This window comes from Haloferula sp. A504 (assembly GCF_044385805.1).
GTDB lineage: Bacteria > Verrucomicrobiota > Verrucomicrobiia > Verrucomicrobiales > Akkermansiaceae > Haloferula.
Window position 1 is genome coordinate 1 of the sequence record NZ_JBISBU010000010.1, and the last position, 21,379, is coordinate 21,379.

Below are 21,379 nucleotides of genomic sequence, written 5' to 3' on the forward strand. Positions count from 1 at the left end.
CGGGTGTTGGCCGCGATGCAGAAGTAGCCCATCACCTTCATGCCTTCGGCGTGGCCGAGCTTGACCATCTCGGTGAGGAAGTCGTGCTTGAGGCCCGGTTGCTCGGGGATGAGGTCGCTCTTGTACCACGCATAGCCGTTGCAGGACACGGCGAAGGTCTGGATCACATTGGCCCCGATGTCCTTGTACCACTGAGCGTGCTCTTTCGGATCGGCCTCGGCCCAGGTGCCGGGTCTGGCAAAGCCCGCCCTGCGACCGAGTGCCCAGTTGAAGTCGATGCAGTAGGACTTGATGGCGGGACTCTTGACCTCCTTCGAGGATGGGTCATTGGGTGCGGCGCTCACCGGGATGGCCCCCATCAGGGACAGGGTGAGGAGCGTGGCGGCGAACTTGGGCAAGGGTCCGGATGGGTTCATGTCCGTTGAGAGCTTGGGTCGGGGCAGGGGGGGCTACTCGGCTTGCTTGTCGGACTCCTGCTTTAGATTGAGTCCGATCCGCTTGGCTTCCTCCACCGTGATGAGCTTGCGCGGGTTGGTGTCATTCATGATCTGCTCGACCACCTTCTGCCAGCGTGGAGTGAATCGGTCGCCTTCCTTGTTGATGTCCTTGTGAGCCTCGAATCTGGGAATGTAGGGCTTCGCATTGGCACCGTATTTCGGCAGGGCACCCATCAATGCCTGATATTTGAAACCCCACTTGCCACCCCGGTGGAAGATCCCTTCCTCGAGGAAGTCCAGGCCTTCCTTGATGTTCAGGTTGGCGAGCACCTTGATGCCGTCGGCGTTCAAGGTGCTGCTGTAGGTGTGATAGCCGGGGTCCTTGTCCTCGAGCACATGCAGCAGTTCGTCCGCGACGATGTGAAAGTCCTCAAGGGGAATGTCCTGCAGAAGCGAGGCCCCGAAACTCCTGACCGGTTGCCGGGGATGGGCGAGAAATTGTTCGGCCACCCGGTAGCGGACCCGGCTCTCGACTTCGATGCCTTCCTCCAGCTCCGGCGCCTTGATTGCCCGGGTCATGGTTTCCAGGGCTTGGGCGATCTTGGTGTCCACATGCCCGAACGGATCGGGCTCGGACCGCTCCTCCAAGGCCAGCCTCATGATGTCGTCGTAGAACGGGAGGGCATCCTGGCGGCAATTTCCCTGACCCAGCGCCGACACGGCGGCGACCCGCACGTCGAGGGATTCGCTGGTGTCATTGAGCACGCTGGCGAGGAACGACGCGGTGCCCGGGGTTGCCTCCCGGGACATGACTCCTCCCAGGCATTCGAGAGCCGTGATTTTCTCCCGCTCGTTGCCGTGCGTGGCGAGACGTTCCAGCCGGGGGCTGATCGGGTCGGTCGAACGGTCCTTCTCGGCCTTGTGGGTGCTGGCCCGTCGTCGTGCCTGGACCTCCCGGACCACGCCCACCCGCACCTGGGGGAAGGGGTGGTTGAACATCTCGAAGAGTTCGTCGGTGCTCTTGGCCGAGTAGTCGATCTTGGCCATCGTGATGAGCTTGTGGACCTTCTCGCGGTCACGAACCCAGATGGACGGGTCGGCCTCCCGGCCGGTGATCAGAAGCACCTTGCGGGGAAGGCAGTAGGTCAGCAGAGCCTGGCCCGCGAAGAACCCGCCACGGCCCTGGCCCGGGAAGCCTCCCTGCCAGTGGCGTTTGCCGTTGAAATACCACAGCGAGCGCATGAAGAACTCGTGGGTGACTTCAGGTCCGGACAGGCTGGCACCGAGTGGCGTCCAGAGCGGATTGAAGAAGTGGCTGGCGTGGCCCACGGTCAACTGATCGTGCGTGGGGACGCAGACCCGGGAGAAGTATTTGGCGCCCCGCTGGTCGCCCTTCAGCGCCATGCTGACCGCCGCCGAGCCGCTCGATCCGTTGTTGTTGAAGATCTCAGGCTTGTGCCCGTGCACTCCGTAGGGGAAGCCGCCGTTGCCGATGTGGTCGGCCACATAGGCGTAGGTTTTCTCGATCGCTGCATCCAGTGCGGGTTCATTGAGGCCACATTTCTGGGCGATGAGCAGGCCGACGAAGTTGGGAATGCTCGCGGCATTCATGATTCCGTAGCCGGGCGCGCGTCTCAGGTCTCCCCGGGCCATGCGATGACCCCACAAGCCGACCCCGTCCTGTCCACGCGCAAGGCCGAGTGCGTAGGTGCGGAGGGCAGGCAGCACCGCTTCATCCCTGGTCAGCAAGTAATATTCTCCCAGCGCGATGCAGTTGTAGCCCCAGGTCCAGCCCGTGGATCCCATGTCGGGTTGTCCGGTCTCCAAATACTGGTCGACGACCTCTGGATCCACCTTGAGAATGTCCGAGCGGTGGATGTAGTCCCGAACCGCATCGAGGTGCTTCCGTTCCCCCGTGGCCATGAGTCCCAGGAGCCCGGTCCGTGTGGGGCTTGAGCCGAAACCTTCCTCCTTCATCAGTCGACCGGCCGCCTGCTCGATGATGGCATCGGTTTTCGGGCAGTTGTAGGGCGCCGTCGGGCTGTAGGCGCCGAGCGTTCGCAGTTGGAGGGAAACCTTGTCTCCATCCTCGAGGAGCAGAACGAGTTCTCCGCCCGGGGCCTCCGCCTGATCGAGGGACCGGGCGATGGCCACAATCGGGTGCTCGGTGAACCTTTCGTTCCCGATGCCAACGACGATGTCGCCGGCCTTGAGCTTGCCGGAGGCTGGCGAGCCTTCCTCACAGCTTGTGACGTGAATGGTGTCCGCGGTCTTCGGCCATCGGGGCAAGGCGTGGCCCTCGATGCCGATCGCGCCGAAGGCAAGGGGCTTGTGCTTTTCCGCGGCGTGGATGGAGGAGGCCACAATGAGCACGGAAAGGATCAGCTGCGGAATCGTCATGGATGGTCTGGTGGGTGGTTGTCGGACTGAATTGGCTTCGACTACGGCCTGTCACGGGTCGTCTTGCGGGGAATGGATGTTGACTTCTGGCACCGAATCTAGGATAGGATCAACCCATGGAGCCATTCTGTCGCCGATCCACCAGCGAGCAGCTTGTTGAACACCTGCGGCGACAGATCGAGGACGGCACGCTCAGGGGCACCATGCCCGGTGTGCAACAGCTGGTGAGGACCCTCGGGGTCAATTCCGTGGCGGTCGGCAAGGCGGTGAAGCAGTTGGAGCACGAGGGGCTGATCATCCATCAGGGAGACCGCAAGAGCAGGAGGGTGGCCGAGAGGGTGGTCCGAAAGTCGAATTTGCTGCGGATCGGCATGCTGGATTACGAGACATCGGATGCACGGCGTTGTGATGTGCTTGCCGTCAGGCAGGAATTGATGAGGCTGGGACACACGGTTTTTTCCTGTCCGAAGAGTATGCATGAGCTGGGGAGGGATCTCGGCCGGATCCGAAGGCAAGTCACTTCGTTGGATGCGGATGCGTGGATCGTCTTCGGCGGCTCGGGCCCGGTCCTGCAGTGGTTCGAGCAGCAGCGGAAGCCGACCTTTGCCATGTATGGGCGTTTCAACGAGGCGAACGTGGCGTCCGTGGCCACCCGCAAGGTTCCGGTGATCTCGGCCGTGATTGAGAAGTTGGTGGGGTTCGGGCATCGCCGGATCGTCTTGCTGACCAGGGAAGAGAGGCGGGTGCCGGAGTTGGGCCTGCTCGAGCGGTCGTTCATCGAGGAGCTGGAGAAGCACGGCATCCAAACCGGTAAGTTCAATGTTCCGGATTGGGAGGATACGCCGGAAGGCCTCAAGCAGGTCATTGACTCGTTGTTCAGGTCCACCCCGCCAACGGCGTTGCTTGTCGGTGACTCCATGCTGTTTCAGGCCATCCAGCTTCATCTGGCATCCATGGGCATTCTTGCTCCGAGGGATGTTTCCCTGTTCTGCAATGATTCTGAAACGAGCTTCCTGTGGACGCGTCCCGAAGTCTCCCACATCCAATGGGATTATCGTCCCGTCGCGCGTCGCGTTGCGAAATGGGCGAATCACATCGTCGAAGGCAGGAAGGACACCAGCAAGAGCTTCATCAAGACGCACTTGTATGAAGGTGGGACCATCGGGCCGGTCGGGCCAATGGCATGATGGGACGATCGACTGGGGTTCACACGGCTTCCGCCATTGGCATTCGGCACCTGAATCAGAACAGAACAAGACATGGAGCTATTCCGCAAGCTATCGACCAGTGAACAACTTGCCGAACATCTGCGGCGGCAGATCCACGGCGGCACGCTCAAGGGTGCGTTGCCAGGGGTGCAGCAGTTGGTCAAGACCCTGGGGGTCAACTCCGTGGCGGTCGGCAAGGCGGTGCAGCAGTTGGAGCGCGAGGGACTCATCCTTTATCAGGGAGGTCGGAAGAGAAGACTAATTGTCGAGGCGGCCCGGGGAAAGGCGGCGACGCTCAAGGTGGGCGTGCTGAACTTCAGTGCCGCGAGTGCCGCGAGCCATGACATTCTATCCATTCGTCAGGAACTGATGAATGCCGGTCATGATGTTATCGCATGTCCCAAAAGCATGAAGGACCTGGGAATGAATGTGGACAGGGTTGCGCGGGCGGTCCGGGCCATCGGTGTCGATGCCTGGGTCGTCGGCACCGGGTCGAGTGAAATTCTTGGATGGTTCAAGCAGCAGGAGATTCCCACCTTCGGGCTCCATGGCCGACAGATGAACATCAGGATTGCCGGTGCCGGGATCCGAAAGGTTCCGGTGATCTCGGCCTTGATTGAAAGACTCCACGCCCTCGGCCACCGTCGAATCGTGCTGCTGACGCGGGAATACCGGAGGAAGCCGCAATTGGGTTTCTTTGAGCGATCTTTCATCGAAGCGCTGGAGAAGCAGGGAATTGAGACCGGACCCTACAACGTCCCCGATTGGGACGATACACCGGCAGGCCTCGATCGGGTCATCGACTCCCTGTTTCACACCACCCCTCCCACGGCACTATTGGTGAGTGATCCGGTGACCCTTCATGCTGTCCAACTCAAGCTGGCGGCCAAGGGGGTCCTGGCACCGAGGGATGTGTCGTTGTTCTGCAACGACTACGAGCCCAGCTTTCTGTGGACGCGCCCCGAGGTCTCGCACATTCGCTGGGATCATCGCCCGGCGGTGCGCAGGGCCGTGAGGTGGGCTAGCAACATCGCCAGAGGTCGGGAGGACACCCGGAAGTGCTTCATCGAGGCACGGCTTCACGAGGGCGAAACCATCGGGCCTGTCCGATCCGGGGAGTTGAAGTGGTAGGCATTCGGCACATGGGGCGGGGTTCCGATCGGAGGTCGCAGGAGCTCACGGTGCCAACCCGACCCCCACTTGGAAAAATCGGGCCTTCTTCGAGGAGTCGAGCCAGAACGGGTAGTTGAGCTCCAGGAGGTCGTAGGTGGCGCCGTCGACGCCCGTGAATGTGCCCAACGGGGTGGGCGCTTGCAGCCACCCAGGGGCCGGTGAGGCGTCGCTGGATTCCCAGTCGGTCAGGTCCGAGCTGAAGCGCCATGAGTAGTTCACGCTGCCGGGGCTTCCATGATCCCTGCGACGGATGAAGCGAACGGTGAAGTCGACACCACCGCCGTCCGGGAAGGCATGCTGAACCACCGGATTGCCCGGGGTCACCGTCGAACCGTCCCATTCCAGCGATTGCGCGTCCGCTACGGCCGGATTGGTGCCGAAAGCGAACTCGAGGAGGTTGCTGCTGCCGTCACCATCGTAGTCGTCATCGAGTCCGGTCATTCCGCCGACGTCGTGGAGCGCGATCCAGGACGCGAAGGGATCGGGGGCTGCGGTGGTGACGGTGATGGTCGCTTCATCGAAGACCGCACCGTAGCCATCGTTGCAGGTCAACCTGAGCACGAAGGTGCCCGCTTCGGTGATGGTGGCGGTGGTGTCGATGGCGGTGGCATCGTCGAAGCTCACGGCGGCGGCATTGCCGCTCGTCACCTGCCAGCTTGCGGTGATCGGATCGCTGTCGCCATCCAGGACCGTGCCGTCGAGGGTGACGATGACCCCGGCGGCTCCCGGCGCCTCCGACTTGTAGGGGTGGTCTCCGGGAAGGTTACCGGCCAAGCCCCACTTGTGGGCGAGGTAACCTTCGAGATTCTGGCGGTCTTCGGTGGAGAGCTCGTTGCTGAACCAGAGGATTTCACCCACGTCATGACCGGTGTTGTCGGAGTTCAGTCCGATGCGGTTGAGGATGGTGTTCAGCGAACTCGTCGAACCATAAGCGCCTCCCCAGATGTGCGCCCCGGAGGTCGTGAGCGAATGATTGGTCGCAAACCCGGAGAAGGCACCGCCATCCAGATTGTATTTTCCCGAGGCCGCATTGGTGCCATCGAAGGAGACCTGGTTGTGTTTGATGAAGAACTCATTGGCGCCGCCCGTACTGCTGCCGATATTGAGGATGGTCGAGGCGTCGGTGCTTCGGATGTTGACCACGCCGACGCCCATGAGCCGGTTGGGACCATTGGCGACCGCCATGTGCTTGTTGCCAGCCCGGACGGTGATCAGGGGGAGCCCATTGAGGGTTTGGACGCCGATTTCCGGCTGGTTGCCGGCGTTGCCCTGGGTGGCGTGGTTGCCACTGCCGCTCTTGTCATTCCACGCGCTGACCGAGCCGCTGTTCTCCGTGATGGTTTCTGCATCGCTGGCGTCATACCAGACCACGGTCGTGGTCAGCTCTTCCGGAGTCCATGGGCCGGAGTTGCCCAGAACGACGGTTTGATTCGCACCGGCATCGACGGTGGGCGCATTGTTGTCGTCGTCCTGGATGTTCGCGGTTACGCTATTGATCGCGACGGCCTCCCAATCGGGGTCGGAACTGCTGCTTGAGTGGGAAATGATGCCGGTGTGGATGAATCCCTCGTGATCGGAATCATCGACTGCGGTGACGGTAACGGTCTGGGGCGTGTTCCAATCTCCAGTCGTGAAGGTGAGTGTGGTGGGGGAAACGTTGACTTCGGCATCCGTGCTGATGGTGACCACAACATCCTGGCTGGGAGCTTCGCTGAGCACGGCGGTGTAGGTATCCGTCGCGCCGCCCTCGGCCACATCAGTGGAGTCACCGGATTCCGTGATGACGACCGTGGGTGCATTACTCACTGTGATCTCGATGTAGCCCTTGGTCAGGGTGCCACCGGTGTTCACGGCGAAGGCAAAGGAATCCAGACCGCTGTAATCGGTATCGGGCGTGTAAATCACGTCGGAGCCCGACCAGGATAGGGAACCATGAGTCGGTTGGGTCAGGACGGTATTACTGGAAGAACTGCCGGCGACCTGGAGGTCAATGGTTTTGGAGACATTGGTGGTCGCTTCCACCTGGCGATCTGCCTGCTCGGAAATGCTGAGCGATTCGGTGGCAGCGCGATTGTTGGTGTATCTCCAGGAATCCGACAGATCCGCGAAGTTCATATCCGCGGAGGTGGACTGGAAGAGCACGTCAAAGCTCTCCGCGCTGCTGGCACCGGGAATCCCGACCACGCTGACGTTCTGGATGGTGTCGTGATTCGTGCCGTCGAAGGTCAGGGTTTTGGGGCTGACGATGGCTGCCGTCCCCGCACTGAGTGACACATCCACAGTCACCGGCGATTCGGGTGGATTGACGAAATAGACCGACATCGTCTCCTCCGTGCCCGGGGTCACTGTCTTGGCCGTGTGGGAGCTCGGTTGGGTGGTGAAGCCGGGAGGGCGCAGGTTGAGCGTGGACATGATCCAAGAGGTCTCATAGCCGATGCTGCGACGTGTGCGTTCATCCGCGGTGCCGTTCTTGCCGATCGGGCAGCGGCCAGTGAGGTTGGTCATCAGGTAGGCGACGGCGGCCTCATTGACGACGGCTCCGTAGTGGTTGCCGTCCGAATAAAATGGTGAGGTAATACCGAGTGCATCCTTGGCGGCGGCCCAGATGGTTTGAATCGGCAGCACGCGCACCCCGCTTGCAACGTGATTCAGGTTGATGAGGTCAAAGGCGGTGCGCGTGTCTCCACGGTAGCTGCCCGTAATGGTGTCGATGCCGTAGAGCATCTCCAAGCCGCCATCGCCCTCAGGGTCGTCCTGATCGCGGATCGCGAAGGGAAAGGCATAGGTGGTCCGGTAGGTGGCCGGCTGCACCACGTAGCGCGTGGAACCGGACGGGTTGTTCCGGCCGATGTAAAGGTGCTGTTTTCCACTGAATCCCGAGGGGTTGTCGTCGTAGTTTTCCAGCGACAACTGCGGCTGAAGCAGGCCGTACAAGTGCCGTTGGTTGGCGTAAGGCGTGTATTTGAGGAAGCCCTGTTCCGAACTGGATTGGACGCCCGATCCGCGGATGACCCGGTCCTTGTCATCGAGACGTTTGTGGGGATTCTCCTGATTGAAGACTCCCGAGTAGTGGCTCTGGGTGTTGTGGGTCTGGACGGTGTTGTTGGCTAGGGTCGCCAGTGCACTGGTGGTCGGATGGTTCTTGTAGGTGTAGGTGGAGTCGCTGGCCGCATCCTTGCCAAGGATCTTGTGGTAGAGGGTGGCGGCGGCAAGATAGGCCCCATCGGCGGTGGGATGGGTGCCCGAATCCTTCGAGGTGTAGTCGTCCCAGGCGAAGCCGGCGGGGGCGACCGTGATAGCGCCCGAGTCACCGACCCGGTAGGAGACTTCCCCGAAATCGGCGACAGGGACGGAGGAGCCGGCGTGCGGCCACTGCATCATGAGAACGGGCTCGGCCGTTCCCTGCCTGACCGTGTCGACGATGAGCTTCACCCCCATCGCATACACCCCCGGCGTGTTGGCGATGAAGGAGGGGTCGCCCATGAGGATGACGTAATCCCATGCCCTGTCCTCCGGTGCGGTGCCCGCGCCCCGCAGGTTGGCGAGGCGGTTGGCTCTTCCGTCCGGCCAATAGTAGTAGTTGAGCAGACTGTAGGCTCTCGACGTGGCATTCGTCGTGGGGTTGTACAGGAGTCTCGTGGTGGTGTTGTCCGAGATGTTCTCGAAGCGCACATTCACGGTGGTGAAGGCGCCGTCGTCGTCGAGAATGTTCTGCAACTCGTCGACAATCAGCTGGGGATTGAAGGCATTCTGATTGCCGGCGATGGAGGGATACTGGTCGCTGGAGTAGGAGCGACTGGTGCCGATGACCAGAATGTCGAGCTGCTGGGCGTGCAGTCGACTCGGGCAGGCCGCCAGTATCAGGAGCACGACGGCGAGGGCGAGGAAGGTCGGGCGGTCGTGCCGTCGGCTGGAGCGTTTCATCTGGGTGGGTTCGGAGGCAGGCCGGAAGGATGGCCTTGCCGCCATCGCCTCGACGTGTGGGCCGAAATTCGTCGATCGAGACGAAGGCATCAAATCCCTTCATGCCTGAAGCCTGATACCAAAAATAGGGTAGCGATCAGAATGGATCGTCCTTCAAGCCCATCGCATTCTTCCCTCCAGCGCATCGGAGTCGGTGCTCCGTGAAATATCGGCATGCAAGCACACGTTCGTCCAAGTATCGAGACGCTCATGAGGACGAACCGCTGGGATGGGATCAGGCAGAATGCGTCCGCTTGTCATCGGCGGGATGCCCCCGACGCCGATGTCCTGTGCTCCGGCCCGCGGCGTTCCTCATTCACCATTTGAGGCGTGCCTGTCGCGGCCTCGTCACCAGGGAAATTGCTTTGAACACTCCACTCATCAACCGGCGCGCGGCACTGAAGACCGGCCTGGCGGGCGCCTTTTCGTTGCCGGTCGCGGGCCGCGCTGCGGATGGGCCAACTCCAACACCCGAACGCACGCCGACCATCGGCATCGCCACCTTCGGCTTTCCGAAGTTCAGCAACGCGGAGCTGGCCCGGGAACTCGCGGATGCCGGGATCTCCACCATCCAGCTTTTCCTCAGCCAGACCGACAGCAACTTCTGGCGCTACAACGGGCGCAGCGACCTCTCCGGCCTGACCGCCGAACGCTGCCGGGAGATCGCGGAAACCTACCGCAATGCCGGGGTGGGCATCCACAGCCTCGGTGTTTACACCAACCTGATCCATCCGGACCCCGCCGAGCGCAAGGCGAACCTGGACTACTTCGAGGACATGATGGTCGTCGGGCGGCACATGGGCGTGCGAACTTTCATCACCGAGGCGGGCCACCACCAGCCGGAGAAGCCGCAGGCGGTGGAGTATCATTTCCAGCAATCGGTCTGGGAGCAGATGGTGGCCACCGGGAAGGATCTGGCCGGGCTGGCCGAGCGCCACGACTCGGTGGTTCTGTTGGAGCCCTTTTTCCGGGGCTTTCTCACCAGCGCGAAACGAACTCGATTGTTCCTCGAGGCAGTCGGTTCACCGCGCCTCCGGGCGCTGCTCGATCCGGCGAACCTGCTCGAGGTAAACGACCTCGACGAGATGTTCGACCAGCTCGGCGACCACATCGACTGCCTGCATGCCAAGGACCGCAAGCTGCATGTCGATCGCGGCGTCCCGGCCGGTCAGGGTGATCTCGATTACGTCCGCTTCGCCCGGTTGGCTGCCGAGCGCACCCCCGATGCGCCCTTCATCCTCGAATACGTGGGGGCGGAAAATTACCGCGCGGCCCGGGAACACCTGCGCGAAGCACTCCGTCGAGCGCGGGAATGATGCCAAAGACGAGCGAGAGCTGGCCTACTCGACACCGCCCTCCGCCATGATCCGTGCCGCTTCCCCGGCGCCGATGTCGCGGATGAATATGTTCCGCCAGGTGATCTCCCCGCCGTGCGTCTGCAGTTGGATCGGGCCCTTGTCGGGCACGCGGCCCTTGCGGTTGAAGTAGTTCTCCATCCTGGCGTGATCCACGACCAGCTTCCCGTTGAGGAAGACGGTGACGTGCTCGCCCACCATGATGATCCGGAGGTGGTTCCACTCCCCGAAGGGCTTGTCGGCGAGCACCAGCGGGTCCTTTCCTGCCGCTCCCTTGCGGTTGTTCCAGAGGCCGCCGGAGCCTTTGTCGGCTCCGAGCTTGAACTTGGCCTTTTCGGTCGAGTCCCAGATCTGGACCTGGGGAATCCCGCGCAGGTAGATTCCGCTGTCTGCCTTGGGAACCGTCTTGTAGTCCACGAGCAGCTCGAAGTCGGCATACAGCTTTTCGGTGGTGAGAAACAGTCCGTGTCCGTCGTTGTGGAGTTCGTCTCCCTGCGCCTTCCAATGCTTGTTGATGTCCTCGAGGCTGCCCTTCATCTTTGCGGCCAGCTCCTCGGGTGGCAGCGCGAGATACTTCTCCGGGTTTTCGGTGTTGGCGCCCCACCATCCGCTGAGGTCCTTGCCGTTGTAGAGGGCGGTGAAACCCTCGGGTGGCCGGACCTCGGCATGGAGCGAGGCGGCATGGACGCCAGCCATTGAGAGAATGACCAAAACCGGTCGCATGCCGCGGAGGGTAATGGCCTCGAGAAAGAAGGCGACTCCAATTGACATCAACTCGGGAGCGTCCCGGAAATGCCACTCGCCTGCGAGTCGGCTGGGAAGCCTGCAATCGAGGGTTGTAGAATGGATCCTTGTCCTAGAAATGGTGTCAGATGCATTCTGTTTTTTTATCGGAGGCGAGGCCTCGGTGCGGTGTAATCAGGTTTCGTCATTTGGCCGATGGAGTCCCTTTCCCGATCCCGTTTCGGACGCCACAGGGGTTTCAGCCTCGTGGTCACCGTGATGATGATGGTGCTGCTCTCGCTTCTGGCGGTGGGTCTGCTCAGTCTGGCGACGATTCGCCTCCGTGCCGGCGGCCAGGGCCTTGCGATGACAGAGGCCCGGGCCAATGCCCGGCTGGCCCTGGTGGTCGCGCTCGGTGAGTTGCAGAAACAGGCCGGGCCAGACCGGCGCATCACCGCCAACAGCGCGATCTTCGACTCGACTCCGGACACGCCTGAGGTGGACGGGCTTCGGACTTCCGGCCAGATACTCGGCGTGTGGGACAGTTGGAGCAGTTGGCTCAATGGAGAGATGGAGCTGGAAGATGGGAGCCGTCTGGCAATCGGGGACACCTACAAGAAGGGGCGCGACGAGCGTCTCTTCCGTCGCTGGCTGATCTCGCACCCGGAGCCGGATGTCCTGAGCGAGATCGACGCGCCGTCCCGCGGGGGCTTCGGGTTTGATGGGGAAAACTCCGTGTTGCTGGTCGGCGAGGGCACGCTCGGCGCATCGCCGCCCACGGAGGAACGGGTGCGGGCGGGGCTGATCGAGGCCGGTGGGACGGGTGCGCTGGCCTGGTGGGTCGGGGCGGAGAACCAGAAGGCCTCGATCGCCAATCCGGCGGTCGAGCGGCGGTCGATCGAGCAGATCCGGACCGGCATCGGCTCGTTGTCGCATGCCGACGCCCGTCCGCTGGAAGGCTTGGAGGCGCTGGCACCCGGGGAGGTATCGGCCCGGCGCTACGTTTCCCTGCCCACCGCCGAAGTGGCGGTCGTGGCGGCGGGCGGCAGTGCGAGTCCGCTACGGAAACGCTTCCATGCCCTCACCGCCTTCAGCCGTTCCCTGCCGATCGACGTGCGCGACGGCCGGCTGAAGACCGACCTCAACCTCCTCTTCGAGAACGACGAACTCCCGGAGGGCTATCGCATCGAAAGCGATCACGAGCCCGCCGTCCGGCCGACGAGCCGCGATCTCGCCGGCTACTCGCCGAAGCTGCCGCAGCGCACCCTGTTTTCCTGGGGGCGGATGCATGCCTTCTACCGGATGTACCGTCCGCAGCCGAACCCGATCCCGAACCCGACGCTGGCGGGAATCTTCGAACCCTCGGTGCAGTATGACGGATCCGCGGCCTTCGTTTCGATGTTCCTGAACAAGAACAAGAGGCACGCAGTGGGGAGCTACAACGACGCCGCCTATGCGCGGATGCCGGTGATTCTCAAGCACTATGCGAACATCGGCCTGCAGACCGAGAGAGTGTCGAGTTCGCCCGAGCGATTCGAGTATTACATCACCTTCTCGCCGGTGACGGTACTGTGGAACCCGTACAACATCCGGCTCAGGTTGCCGAACGACTTTCTCGGGCAGACCACGCTCTTTTACAAGAACCTGGAGATGGAATATCGTGTGTGGCTCAACGGGCAGCCGATGAGTAACTGGGTCGAGTTCGACTATCGGTCTCCAAACAGCAACGAAAACAGGCTTGGCGGCGATCTTCAGACCCACTTCACATCGAACGGCACTTCCACCGGGCCGCCGATCATCTTTGAGCCCGGCGAGATGCTGTTCTTCTCCCATTCGGAGGACAGTGCGGAGAAGTACAAGAATGCGAAGTTCCAGCTCGGTTATCAGCCGCAGAACTTCGACAAGCGCCGGCTCAAGGTTCCGGGCATGGAAAACCTCACCGGCCGGCCCCGCGTCGGAATCTCGCTGCGTTTCTCCAACGCCGTCAGCCACAATGCCAATCATGCTGGCTCGAACTCCGGCTCCTTTGCAGTGCGTTACACGACGGTGAAGGGAACGAGAGGTCTACTCCAGGTGGTCGAGGGCTCGGGGGAGGTGACGGATGCCGACGCCCATATGCCGTCTTGGTTCGGCATCGACTGGTTCCTGCCTGATCAGGCCAACCAGGAAATCATCGCCGATGATCCCCAGAATGCCGCTCCCTTCCAGTATGGCGACAGCGAGCCGTATGCGATCGCGTCGGTGGGCATCACGGCCAAGACCGCCGCCCAGCCGTCCTATCCCGGCCATGTCGGGTGGGTGGGCGACTGGCGCTGCAAGAACTGGCTCAACGCCAGCCCTGCCTTCTTCGGCACGCAATTGCTCAACCCGACCGACCGCAACCGCGCGCAGTGTCCGTACTTCCTCCACTTCACCGAGCTGGACGGAGGCGTGGACCTGTCGGCGGTCACCCCCCACAGCGGCGTGAACGCCATTCTCGGTTCGGGGGTTGCCGGTGCCGAGCAGATCTCCTTCGCGCCCGTGATGGAAATCCCGACCCGGCCGATCACCAGTCTTGCCGGCTTTGCCGGATGTCGGCTGCTGCCGGGATGGTGGGACGAGTCGCCGCTCTCCCGCGAGTCTCCGGTGCGCAGCGACCTGACGTGGATGGTGAAGCGCCTGTCCTACCACAGCGGCGTGCCCGGGGTGGGGATCGGCAACTCCTTCGCCCATCCGATGCTCGAGCCGGATGACATCTACACCTATCACGACGTCTCGCGGGTCGACAACCGGAACTACTCCGAGGCGTTTTCCGACTACTGGGATCATCTGCTGCTGGCCAACGACGCGCTGTGGGACGGCCATTTCCTGTCCTCGGTGGCGACGCCGGTCGATGGTTCGCGTCCGCCCGAGGAGCGGCTTGAAGCGTTCTTCAAGCAGGGCGATCCGCTCGACGATGTGAGGCTCGAGCCGTGGCTGGGTGGCGAGGACCCCGACGTGGTCATCGAGGAAGTGCTCGGGGACGGCGGCTGGGACCGGCTGGCGGGCTACCTGATGATCAATGGCGGCTTCAATGTGAACTCGACCTCCGTGGATGCCTGGAAAGCGCTCTTCTTCGGCCTGCTCGGCCGGCCATTTGTCTATCAGGAAGAGGATGGATCGATCGGCACGATCACTCCGGACGAGGACGAGGCGGTGTTGAGCCGGTTCCATCTGCCGACGACACGGCAGGAGTGCAAAGACCCTCGCAACGGCGCTTTCGACGGTACAACCGGCCTCAGCCGGTGGTCCGGCGTCCGCTATCTCGATCGCGACCAGCTCGCGCGTCTCGCCGAGGAATGCGTGCGCCAGGTGAAGCTGCGCGGTCCCTTCCTCAACATGTCGGATTTCGTCAACCGGCGGCTGAGCGACGACGAACTCGGTGTGCGTGGGGCCTTGCAGGCGGCGATCGACTACGACGACGATTCTCCCGAGCCGGGGTCGATCAACCACGCCTTCAAGAGCCGGGAGGACATGATCCGGGATTCCGATGTCTCGGGGCTGGGATACGCCTTTCCCGAGGCAGCAACCGGCTCCCGCTTCACGGGCATTCCCGGCTATGTTGTCCAGTCCGACCTGCTGCAGGCGCTGGGCAACTCGCTCACCGTGCGCGACGACACCTTTCGCATCCGTGGCTATGGCGAGAGCCGTGACCGCTCGGGCAAGGTGCTGGCCCGCGCCTGGTGCGAGGCGATCGTGCAGCGCGGGCCCGCCTATGTCGATCCGGCGGACGAGCGTGACGTCCCATCCGTGGTCCGTGACGAGAATGGAGATGAAACGAATGCGGGCGGCACGCTTGCAGCCACCAACCTGCGTTTCGGTCGGCGTTTCGAAATTGTCGGCTTCCGCTGGCTGAGCCCCGAGGAAATATGATGCCGATGATGTTCCGGGTTCCACTCAAGACGGCGCTCGCCGCAGTTATCCTAACAGGCTCCGCTGCGTTGGTCGCGCAGGAGGCCGGAGAATCGCCGGCCAGCGGAATTCGCTTCGTCTGCACCGACCTGCCCGCCGGAAGTCCACCCTCGCTCGACCTGTTGCTCGATCCCGAGTCCGGGGAAAGCGTCGAGGTTCCGCTGCTGAGGCGGGCGCCCGGCGACTATCGGCCCTTGCCGAAGGGCGCGGTCATCCGGCTCGGGCACCAGCCGGCCGATCCCGCGGACGCCTTTGTCACGATGGCCCTGGGCGGGAAACCCGCCGACGCCCGCCGCCTGCTGGCGATCCTGGTGCCGAAGCTCGATCGGGAAGAGGCTTCGTATCCCTTCAGCATGCAGGTGATCGACGAAGAGCGGTTCAGGCCCGGCGATTTCCTGTTTATCAACCTAACGCCTTTCGAGTTCGCGGTCAGCTTCGACGGCAAACGCTTCGGGATCAGGAAGGGAGCCGTTAACCTTCACGACCCCGAGGATCTCGACGAGCCGCGCAACTCGCCGGTGATGATCACATTCCGACCGGCTGGGACCAAGGAACGCTGGCAGGTGCTGGCTCGCACCACGTGGCGCCTGCGTCCGACCCGCAAGGAGGTGTGCGTGTTCCACTGGGACGAACGGCAGGGCCGCCCGGCACTTCGCGGCCTCACCATTTCCGCCCCCTGAGCTCTTGAAATCCGAACTGACAACGATGGTTACAGCAAACACAGGTGAAGCCGTAAGACCGGATCGAATCACCAATCTGGTCCCGAGGATCCGCGAGCGGGTCGGGGAAACGGTGGTGGGGCAGGAGGAAACGGTGGAGCGCACGTTGATCGCCCTCTTCACCGGCGGACACCTGCTGCTGCAGGGCATGCCGGGCCTCGCCAAGACGCTGCTGGTGAACACGATGGCGTCGGCGATCGATCTCAAGTTCGGACGGGTGCAGTTCACGATCGACATGCTGCCGAGCGACATCATCGGCTCGGAGATCCTCGACCAGAAGACGAGCGAGTTCCGCACGGTCAAGGGTCCGGTCTTCACCAACCTGCTGCTGGCCGATGAGATCAACCGGGCCGCGCCGAAGGTGCAGGGTGCGTTGCTCGAGGCGATGCAGGAACGCAAGGTCACGATCGGGGGCGTGACGCATCCGCTGCCGGCGCCGTTCCTGGTGATCGCGACGCAGAACCCGGTCGAGCAGTCGGGGACCTTCGAGTTGCCCGAGGCGCAGCTCGACCGCTTCATGATGTGCCACCGCCTCGACTATCCTCCGGCCGCGGACGAGGAGGACATCATCCGCCGGCAGCTCGGCATGAAGCTCAAGCGGCAGGGCGAGGGAGCCGTTCCCGAGTCCGCCTTCGACCGTCTTGAGGGCCGGGAGCCGGTGGCGAGGCTTGCGGACCTGGTGGAGGTGATGGGATTCGTCCAGCAGGTCCATGTCAGCGAGGTGATCACCAGGCACGTGGTGGAGCTCATCGGGCGGACGCGTTCTCATGAATGGATCGAACTCGGGTGCTCGCCGCGTGCGGGACTGGCGATGGTGACGGCGGCGCGGGCCCGGGCCTTCATTCACGACCGTGACTACGTGGTGCCGGATGACATTTTCGCCCTGGCCGGGGATGTGATCCTCCACCGCATTCGTTTGACTTACGAAGCGCTTGCCGAGGGGCACGAGGCCGGCCGGGTGCTCGAGGAGATTCTGGCCGAGCTGGGCTGATGGCGATGCGTTACCGGCTTGCCAACGCCCACGACCGCCTCAACCAGCGGCAGTTCACCATCGCGGTGCGGCGGCTGGCGACGTCTTTGGGCTACGGTTCGGACCGCTCGCGGTTTCTCGGTTCGGGAATGGACTACGTGCAGAGCCGTCCCTACGTCCCGGGGGATCCGGTCAAGCAGATCGACTGGCGGGTTTCCGGGCGCACCGGCAAGCCCCACGTGAAGGAGTATGAGGCGACCAAGATGACCCCGGTTTATCTGTTGGTCGATACTTCGGCCTCCATGTGCGTGAGCTCGATGCCGGTCAGCAAGTACGCCTGGGCGGTGCAGATCGCGACCGCGCTGGCCCTGGTGGCGCTGGATCGCATGAGCCCGGTGGGCGTGCTCGCCTGCGGGGAGCGGGACCTGCACATCAAGCCGACCTTGTCGAGTGGGCTGGTGATGCAGTGGTCGTATCATCTGCGGCACTTCGACTTCCATGAACGGACCTCGCTCGGCGTGGCCTTGCGGGAATTGACCGCCTCGCTCAAGTCGCGCTGCCTGATCCTGGCGCTCAGTGACCTGCACGATCCCGAGGCGGTCGCCGCCCTCAAGCTGGCCGCCCAGGAGCACGATGTGGCGGCGCTGCAACTGCAGGATCCCGCCGAAAGGGGCGTGCGGGGCGGGGGATTCTTCCGCGCCCGCGAGGCGGAAACGGGTGAAGCCTTCGTGGCGCATGGCTCCCACACCTGGTTCGACGATCACGACCGCATGGCCCACGAACTGCACCGGGCGGCGGTGGATCATGTTCTGTTGAAAACCGAAACCTCCTTCGTGCCCAAGTTGGTCCATTTTCTCGCGCGGAGGAACAGGCTCGGAAGGGGGGCGAGGTGAGAGGTGATCTCGGGGCCTGCACCGTGTCGGCGCTGCTTCTGATAGCGACTCTCTGTCATGCCGGGGAGGCTACGGTCGATGAGCGGAGGGCGCCTAGCCGGGCGATCGGGCTGGAGGCGACGTGGGAGGTCGAGCTCGACGGATCGCTTCTCGAAGTCGTCGGCTACTCCTCGCGTGCGCCGGTGGAACTGCGCATCGAGGACGCCACGCCTGCCGATGGCGGCTACCGGTATCGGCTGGCCTACACCGTGCTCGAGCCGGGAAGGCACAACCTGGCGGCGCTGCTGGAGTGCCGGGACGGATCCCCCACGGATGATCTTCCGGCGCTGGTGGTCGAGGTCGATTCGCTCCTGCCGGGCGACGGGATCATCGGCGTCCAGTCGGTGAGGATCGGCGAGGAAGTGAGGATCGGCGGCTACACTCGAATGATGGTGCTGCTTGCCATCGGCTGGCTGGTCGGACTGGCCTTGCTGATCTTGTTAGGAAGAAGACGGGTCCCGAAACCCGCGGTCGTCGTCGAGGCATCGCAGCCCACCGTCGCCGACCTTCTGCAGCCGCTGGTGTTGCGCGCTGCCGAAGGATCCCTCGACCGGAATGGCCAAGCCCGGCTGGAGCGCCTGTTCATCGCCTTCTGGAGGGAGAAGCTCGGCCTGGGCGACGCTTCGATGGCGAGGGTCATGGATCGCCTCCGCGAGCACGAGGTGGCCGGCGAACTGATGAAGCATCTGACCGAGTGGTTTCACCACCCCTCGCAGTCGCCGGCGATCGAGGTGCCGGCCCTGATGGAGCCCTACCGGGAGATCGCGGCCTTGCAAGTCGAAGGTCGCGCGACTGCGGAGGCTGAGAACCACTGATCACCCGGGCATGGAAGCGTTTCTCAAGAAGATCGGCCTGGACTTCGGCGAGCTGTCGTTCGCCTCGCCGTGGGTGATCCTGCTGCTGTGCCTGCCGGTGATGATGGGTTTCTGGGAATGGAAGCGTCGCGGCCATCCCGTGGTCATGCCCTTCGATCATGGGACCCAGGCGGTCGGCACGGGGTATGCCCGCTTCATCAACACCTGCTCCCTGCTCACGCCTCTGCTCCTGGCCGTGGCCATCCTGGTGGCGGCCGGTCCCCGGCGGAAGGGTACGCCGGAAAACCAGCGCCGCCTGACCAACATCCAGTTTTGTCTCGATATCTCCGGCAGCATGGCCACTGGTCAAGGCATGAACTACGGCGGGATGGGGATCACCCGTTACGAGGCCGCGATGCGGGCCATTCGCAACTTCATGGAGTTCCGCGAAGACAAGCGCGATGCCTTCGGCCTGACCGTGTTCGCCGAGGATTGCATGCACTGGGTTCCGTTGACGCGTTTCACGCCTGCGATCGCCAACGCCGATACCTTCATCCATCCGCTCCACCTGCCGACGAACAAGCGCGGGACCCATGCCGGCAAGGCGTTGCTGGCCTGCATCGAAGAATTCGAGCGCCGCGACGAGCGGATCGAGGCGACCCGGACGAACCCGGAAGCTGCGAGCCGCATGATCATCCTGGTCACCGACGGTCAGCCGCAGGATCTGGAGGGAGGCGCGGAGGACGAGGTGGTGGGGGCCTTGCGCCGTCACGGCGTCCGGGTATTCGTGATTTCGCTGTGCGAGGAAGGGGTCAACCCGGAGGTGGAATACATCGCCCACCAGACCGGCGGCGCGGTGCTGCCCGCCTTCGACGAGCAGGAACTCGGCAAGGTGTTCCGGCGCATCGACGAAATGCAGCCCGTCGAGATGATCGCCACCGTGCCGGTCTCCATCGACAACTACGGACCTTTCGCACGCATCGGTCTTTTTCTCGCCTCCCTGTTCGTCATGACTCTCTTCGGCTTCCGCTACACGCCATGGTGATCGCCCCCGTCATTGCCCTGCTGGCCATGGTCCTCGTGCTCGTAGCCGAGGCCTTGCATGCCCGGCGTTGTCGGGTGGTGGCGGCCCTGGCCTTCGGCCCGGCGGAGGCCCCCCGGCCATGGGTGAAGCACGTGCCCTACCTGCGGGCCCTTGCGGTGGGGGTGTTCGTGTGGGGGTGCACGACGCTCCTGCTGATCAAACCGATTGCGGGAGGCGAGCGGGACTTTCCCGAAGAGAAGCTCCGTCACGTGATCTTCGTGTTGGACGTTTCACCGAGCATGGAAGGCATCGCGGATGCCGGGGAGGATAAGGGGGCGGGAGGGGGGCGTATCTCCCGCGCCAGCCGGGCGAAGGCCATCGCGGCCGACCTGATCAACCGCATGGCCCACGACCAGCTCCATTTCTCGCTGCTCGCCTTTTACACCGAAGCGAGACCAGTGGTCGTGGACTGCCCCGATCCGTCCCTCGTGCTGGAGATGATGGACCGCCCGCTCTCGAACGCCTTCGAGCCGGGGGCAACCGACATGATCCGCGGAGTGGCGCTCGCCTGTGATGTGGCCCGGGATTGGAGGACGGGCAGTGCCACCATGGTGCTCATCTCGGATGGCGATACGGTCGAGGAAACCGCCATCCCCGTGCTGCCCGAGGCCATCGGCCGGGTGGTAGTGGTCGGAGTGGGGGACCCGCGGCAGCCGACCGAGATCCACGAACACCTGTCGCGACAGGACCGCGGCGAGCTGACCAAGTTGTCCCGGCGACTGGGCGGAAGTTATCATGACGGGAACCTTACCTGGGTGTCCGACCAGCTTCTTGGGGACCTGACCAAACCGCAGCCTCTCGGCCGTGTGCTTGTCTGGACCCGAAGGGAGCTTGCCATCCTCGCGGTGGTGATCGGCGCCGCGGTTCTGGCGGCGATTCCGCTGGCTCTTGAGTTCTTCGGCGAATCCGCAAACTACATCAAGGGAAGGGAGAAGATCGCATGAGAGGATGGATCACGATGATCTGGCTGATGATTCCGATCGGGCTGGCCTATCACTGGTTCAGCCCGGAGGGCGCGGTCGCCCGCCGGAACGATGTGGTATCCAGACAGTGGGACGCGGCACGCGAGGCCGTGCAGGCGGCTGCGGAGGTTGGCGAAGGTGGTGAGCGTGAGCGGCTGCTTGCCGAGGCGAGATCCAAGTACGAGGAGGCGCTCGGATTGCTGCCGAAGTCGGAAGAAAGCGTCATCCCCCGCCAACAGATCGCGCTGGAGAAGGCGCTGGTGGTGATCCGGCAGGGATTCATCGAGGAAGGACTGCACGAACTGGAGGGACTCATGGAGGCCATCCAATCCGGCGAGTGGCCCGAGGGATTCGAAGACAACTTCCGCGCCGCCGCCGCCTCCGGCGCCTATCAAGCGGCAACCGAGATGCGAATGCGGGGATATACCCGGGAAGAATGGGTGCCGGCCGCGGACGATGCGCGGCAGCAGTACTGTCTGCTGACCGACAAGTACGACGAGGCCGACACCGCCACGGCCCGCATCCTCAAGCAGAACCTTGAGGAGTCCGTCCGTCTCGTGCGGATGGATCTGGCCCGGATGGAGAGCGACCCACTGCCCGATCCTCCCGGGCCGACCCGAATGAGGCGGCCGGGCGCGAGCGGCAAGGAAGCCTTCATGAAGTCACCCTCGGCACCAGGACACTAATGATCATGATCCCTAACGATTCACCATCCCTTCAGCCTCGCGC

The 21,379-nt window shown here is 63.3% G+C and carries 15 protein-coding genes; 11 read left to right on the plus strand and 4 right to left on the minus strand.

The window, feature by feature from the left end:
• Together ACG2LG_RS07075 and ACG2LG_RS07080 are read right to left on the minus strand one after the other, a co-directional pair.
• The coding region (locus tag ACG2LG_RS07075) for a hypothetical protein (protein ID WP_396257609.1) at positions 1–416 on the minus strand (416 nt) is incomplete at its 3' end.
• Positions 417–449: 33 nt separating this feature from the next.
• Entirely contained in the window at positions 450–2,837 is a 2,388-nt protein-coding gene (locus tag ACG2LG_RS07080) for a DUF6288 domain-containing protein (RefSeq protein WP_396257611.1), read from the minus strand.
• Between the two features lie 116 nt (positions 2,838–2,953).
• On the opposite strand from ACG2LG_RS07080, the gene ACG2LG_RS07085 reads away from it, so the two are divergent.
• Together ACG2LG_RS07085 and ACG2LG_RS07090 are read left to right on the plus strand one after the other, a co-directional pair.
• Positions 2,954–4,024 carry a substrate-binding domain-containing protein gene (locus tag ACG2LG_RS07085; RefSeq protein WP_396257613.1) on the plus strand — a complete coding sequence of 357 codons (1,071 nt, stop codon included), beginning with the start codon at positions 2,954–2,956 and terminating at the stop codon, positions 4,022–4,024.
• A gap of 72 nt (positions 4,025–4,096) precedes the next feature.
• Entirely contained in the window at positions 4,097–5,176 is a 1,080-nt protein-coding gene (locus tag ACG2LG_RS07090) for a substrate-binding domain-containing protein (RefSeq protein WP_396257615.1), read from the plus strand.
• A gap of 45 nt (positions 5,177–5,221) precedes the next feature.
• Here ACG2LG_RS07090 and ACG2LG_RS07095 read toward each other — a convergent pair whose 3' ends face one another.
• Positions 5,222–9,142 (minus strand): hypothetical protein, encoded by a 3,921-nt coding sequence (locus ACG2LG_RS07095; RefSeq protein ID WP_396257617.1) that lies wholly within the window; start codon positions 9,140–9,142, stop codon positions 5,222–5,224.
• Positions 9,143–9,546: 404 nt separating this feature from the next.
• Between ACG2LG_RS07095 and ACG2LG_RS07100 the strand changes: the two genes are divergently transcribed.
• Positions 9,547–10,497, plus strand: a complete 951-nt coding sequence (locus ACG2LG_RS07100) for a sugar phosphate isomerase/epimerase family protein (RefSeq protein WP_396257619.1) — start codon at positions 9,547–9,549, stop codon at positions 10,495–10,497.
• A gap of 24 nt (positions 10,498–10,521) precedes the next feature.
• Here ACG2LG_RS07100 and ACG2LG_RS07105 read toward each other — a convergent pair whose 3' ends face one another.
• The gene (locus ACG2LG_RS07105; protein WP_396257621.1) at positions 10,522–11,307 is read right to left on the minus strand and encodes a DUF1080 domain-containing protein; all 786 of its coding nucleotides are present in this window, start codon (positions 11,305–11,307) and stop codon (positions 10,522–10,524) included.
• A 168-nt stretch (positions 11,308–11,475) separates the two neighbouring features.
• Here ACG2LG_RS07105 and ACG2LG_RS07110 point away from each other — a divergent pair, with 168 nt between their 5' ends.
• From ACG2LG_RS07110 to ACG2LG_RS07145, 8 genes are read left to right on the plus strand one after another with little or no spacing between them, the layout of a single operon-like run.
• Positions 11,476–15,150 carry a hypothetical protein gene (locus ACG2LG_RS07110; RefSeq protein WP_396257623.1) on the plus strand — a complete coding sequence of 1,225 codons (3,675 nt, stop codon included), beginning with the start codon at positions 11,476–11,478 and terminating at the stop codon, positions 15,148–15,150.
• A gap of 8 nt (positions 15,151–15,158) precedes the next feature.
• A complete protein-coding gene (locus ACG2LG_RS07115) occupies positions 15,159–15,869 on the plus strand; it encodes a hypothetical protein (protein WP_396257625.1) in 711 nt (236 codons plus the stop codon).
• A 25-nt stretch (positions 15,870–15,894) separates the two neighbouring features.
• On the plus strand, positions 15,895–16,899 hold the full coding sequence (locus ACG2LG_RS07120; RefSeq protein ID WP_396257768.1) for an AAA family ATPase: 1,005 nt from the start codon (positions 15,895–15,897) through the stop codon (positions 16,897–16,899).
• A gap of 5 nt (positions 16,900–16,904) precedes the next feature.
• Complete coding sequence (locus ACG2LG_RS07125; RefSeq protein WP_396257626.1) at positions 16,905–17,771, plus strand: DUF58 domain-containing protein; 867 nt, start codon at positions 16,905–16,907, stop codon at positions 17,769–17,771.
• Positions 17,768–18,625, plus strand: coding sequence for a hypothetical protein (locus ACG2LG_RS07130; protein ID WP_396257627.1), 858 nt, complete (start codon positions 17,768–17,770; stop codon positions 18,623–18,625). Before ACG2LG_RS07125 ends, ACG2LG_RS07130 begins: the two co-directional genes overlap by 4 nt.
• 10 nt (positions 18,626–18,635) lie before the next feature.
• Positions 18,636–19,649, plus strand: coding sequence for a VWA domain-containing protein (locus ACG2LG_RS07135; protein WP_396257629.1), 1,014 nt, complete (start codon positions 18,636–18,638; stop codon positions 19,647–19,649).
• Entirely contained in the window at positions 19,643–20,632 is a 990-nt protein-coding gene (locus ACG2LG_RS07140; protein ID WP_396257631.1) for a VWA domain-containing protein, read from the plus strand. The genes ACG2LG_RS07135 and ACG2LG_RS07140 overlap by 7 nt, the downstream gene beginning before the upstream one ends.
• Positions 20,629–21,336: a hypothetical protein gene (locus ACG2LG_RS07145; protein WP_396257633.1), complete on the plus strand. Its 708-nt coding sequence runs from the start codon at positions 20,629–20,631 to the stop codon at positions 21,334–21,336. Before ACG2LG_RS07140 ends, ACG2LG_RS07145 begins: the two co-directional genes overlap by 4 nt.
• Positions 21,337–21,379 lie beyond the last annotated feature (43 nt).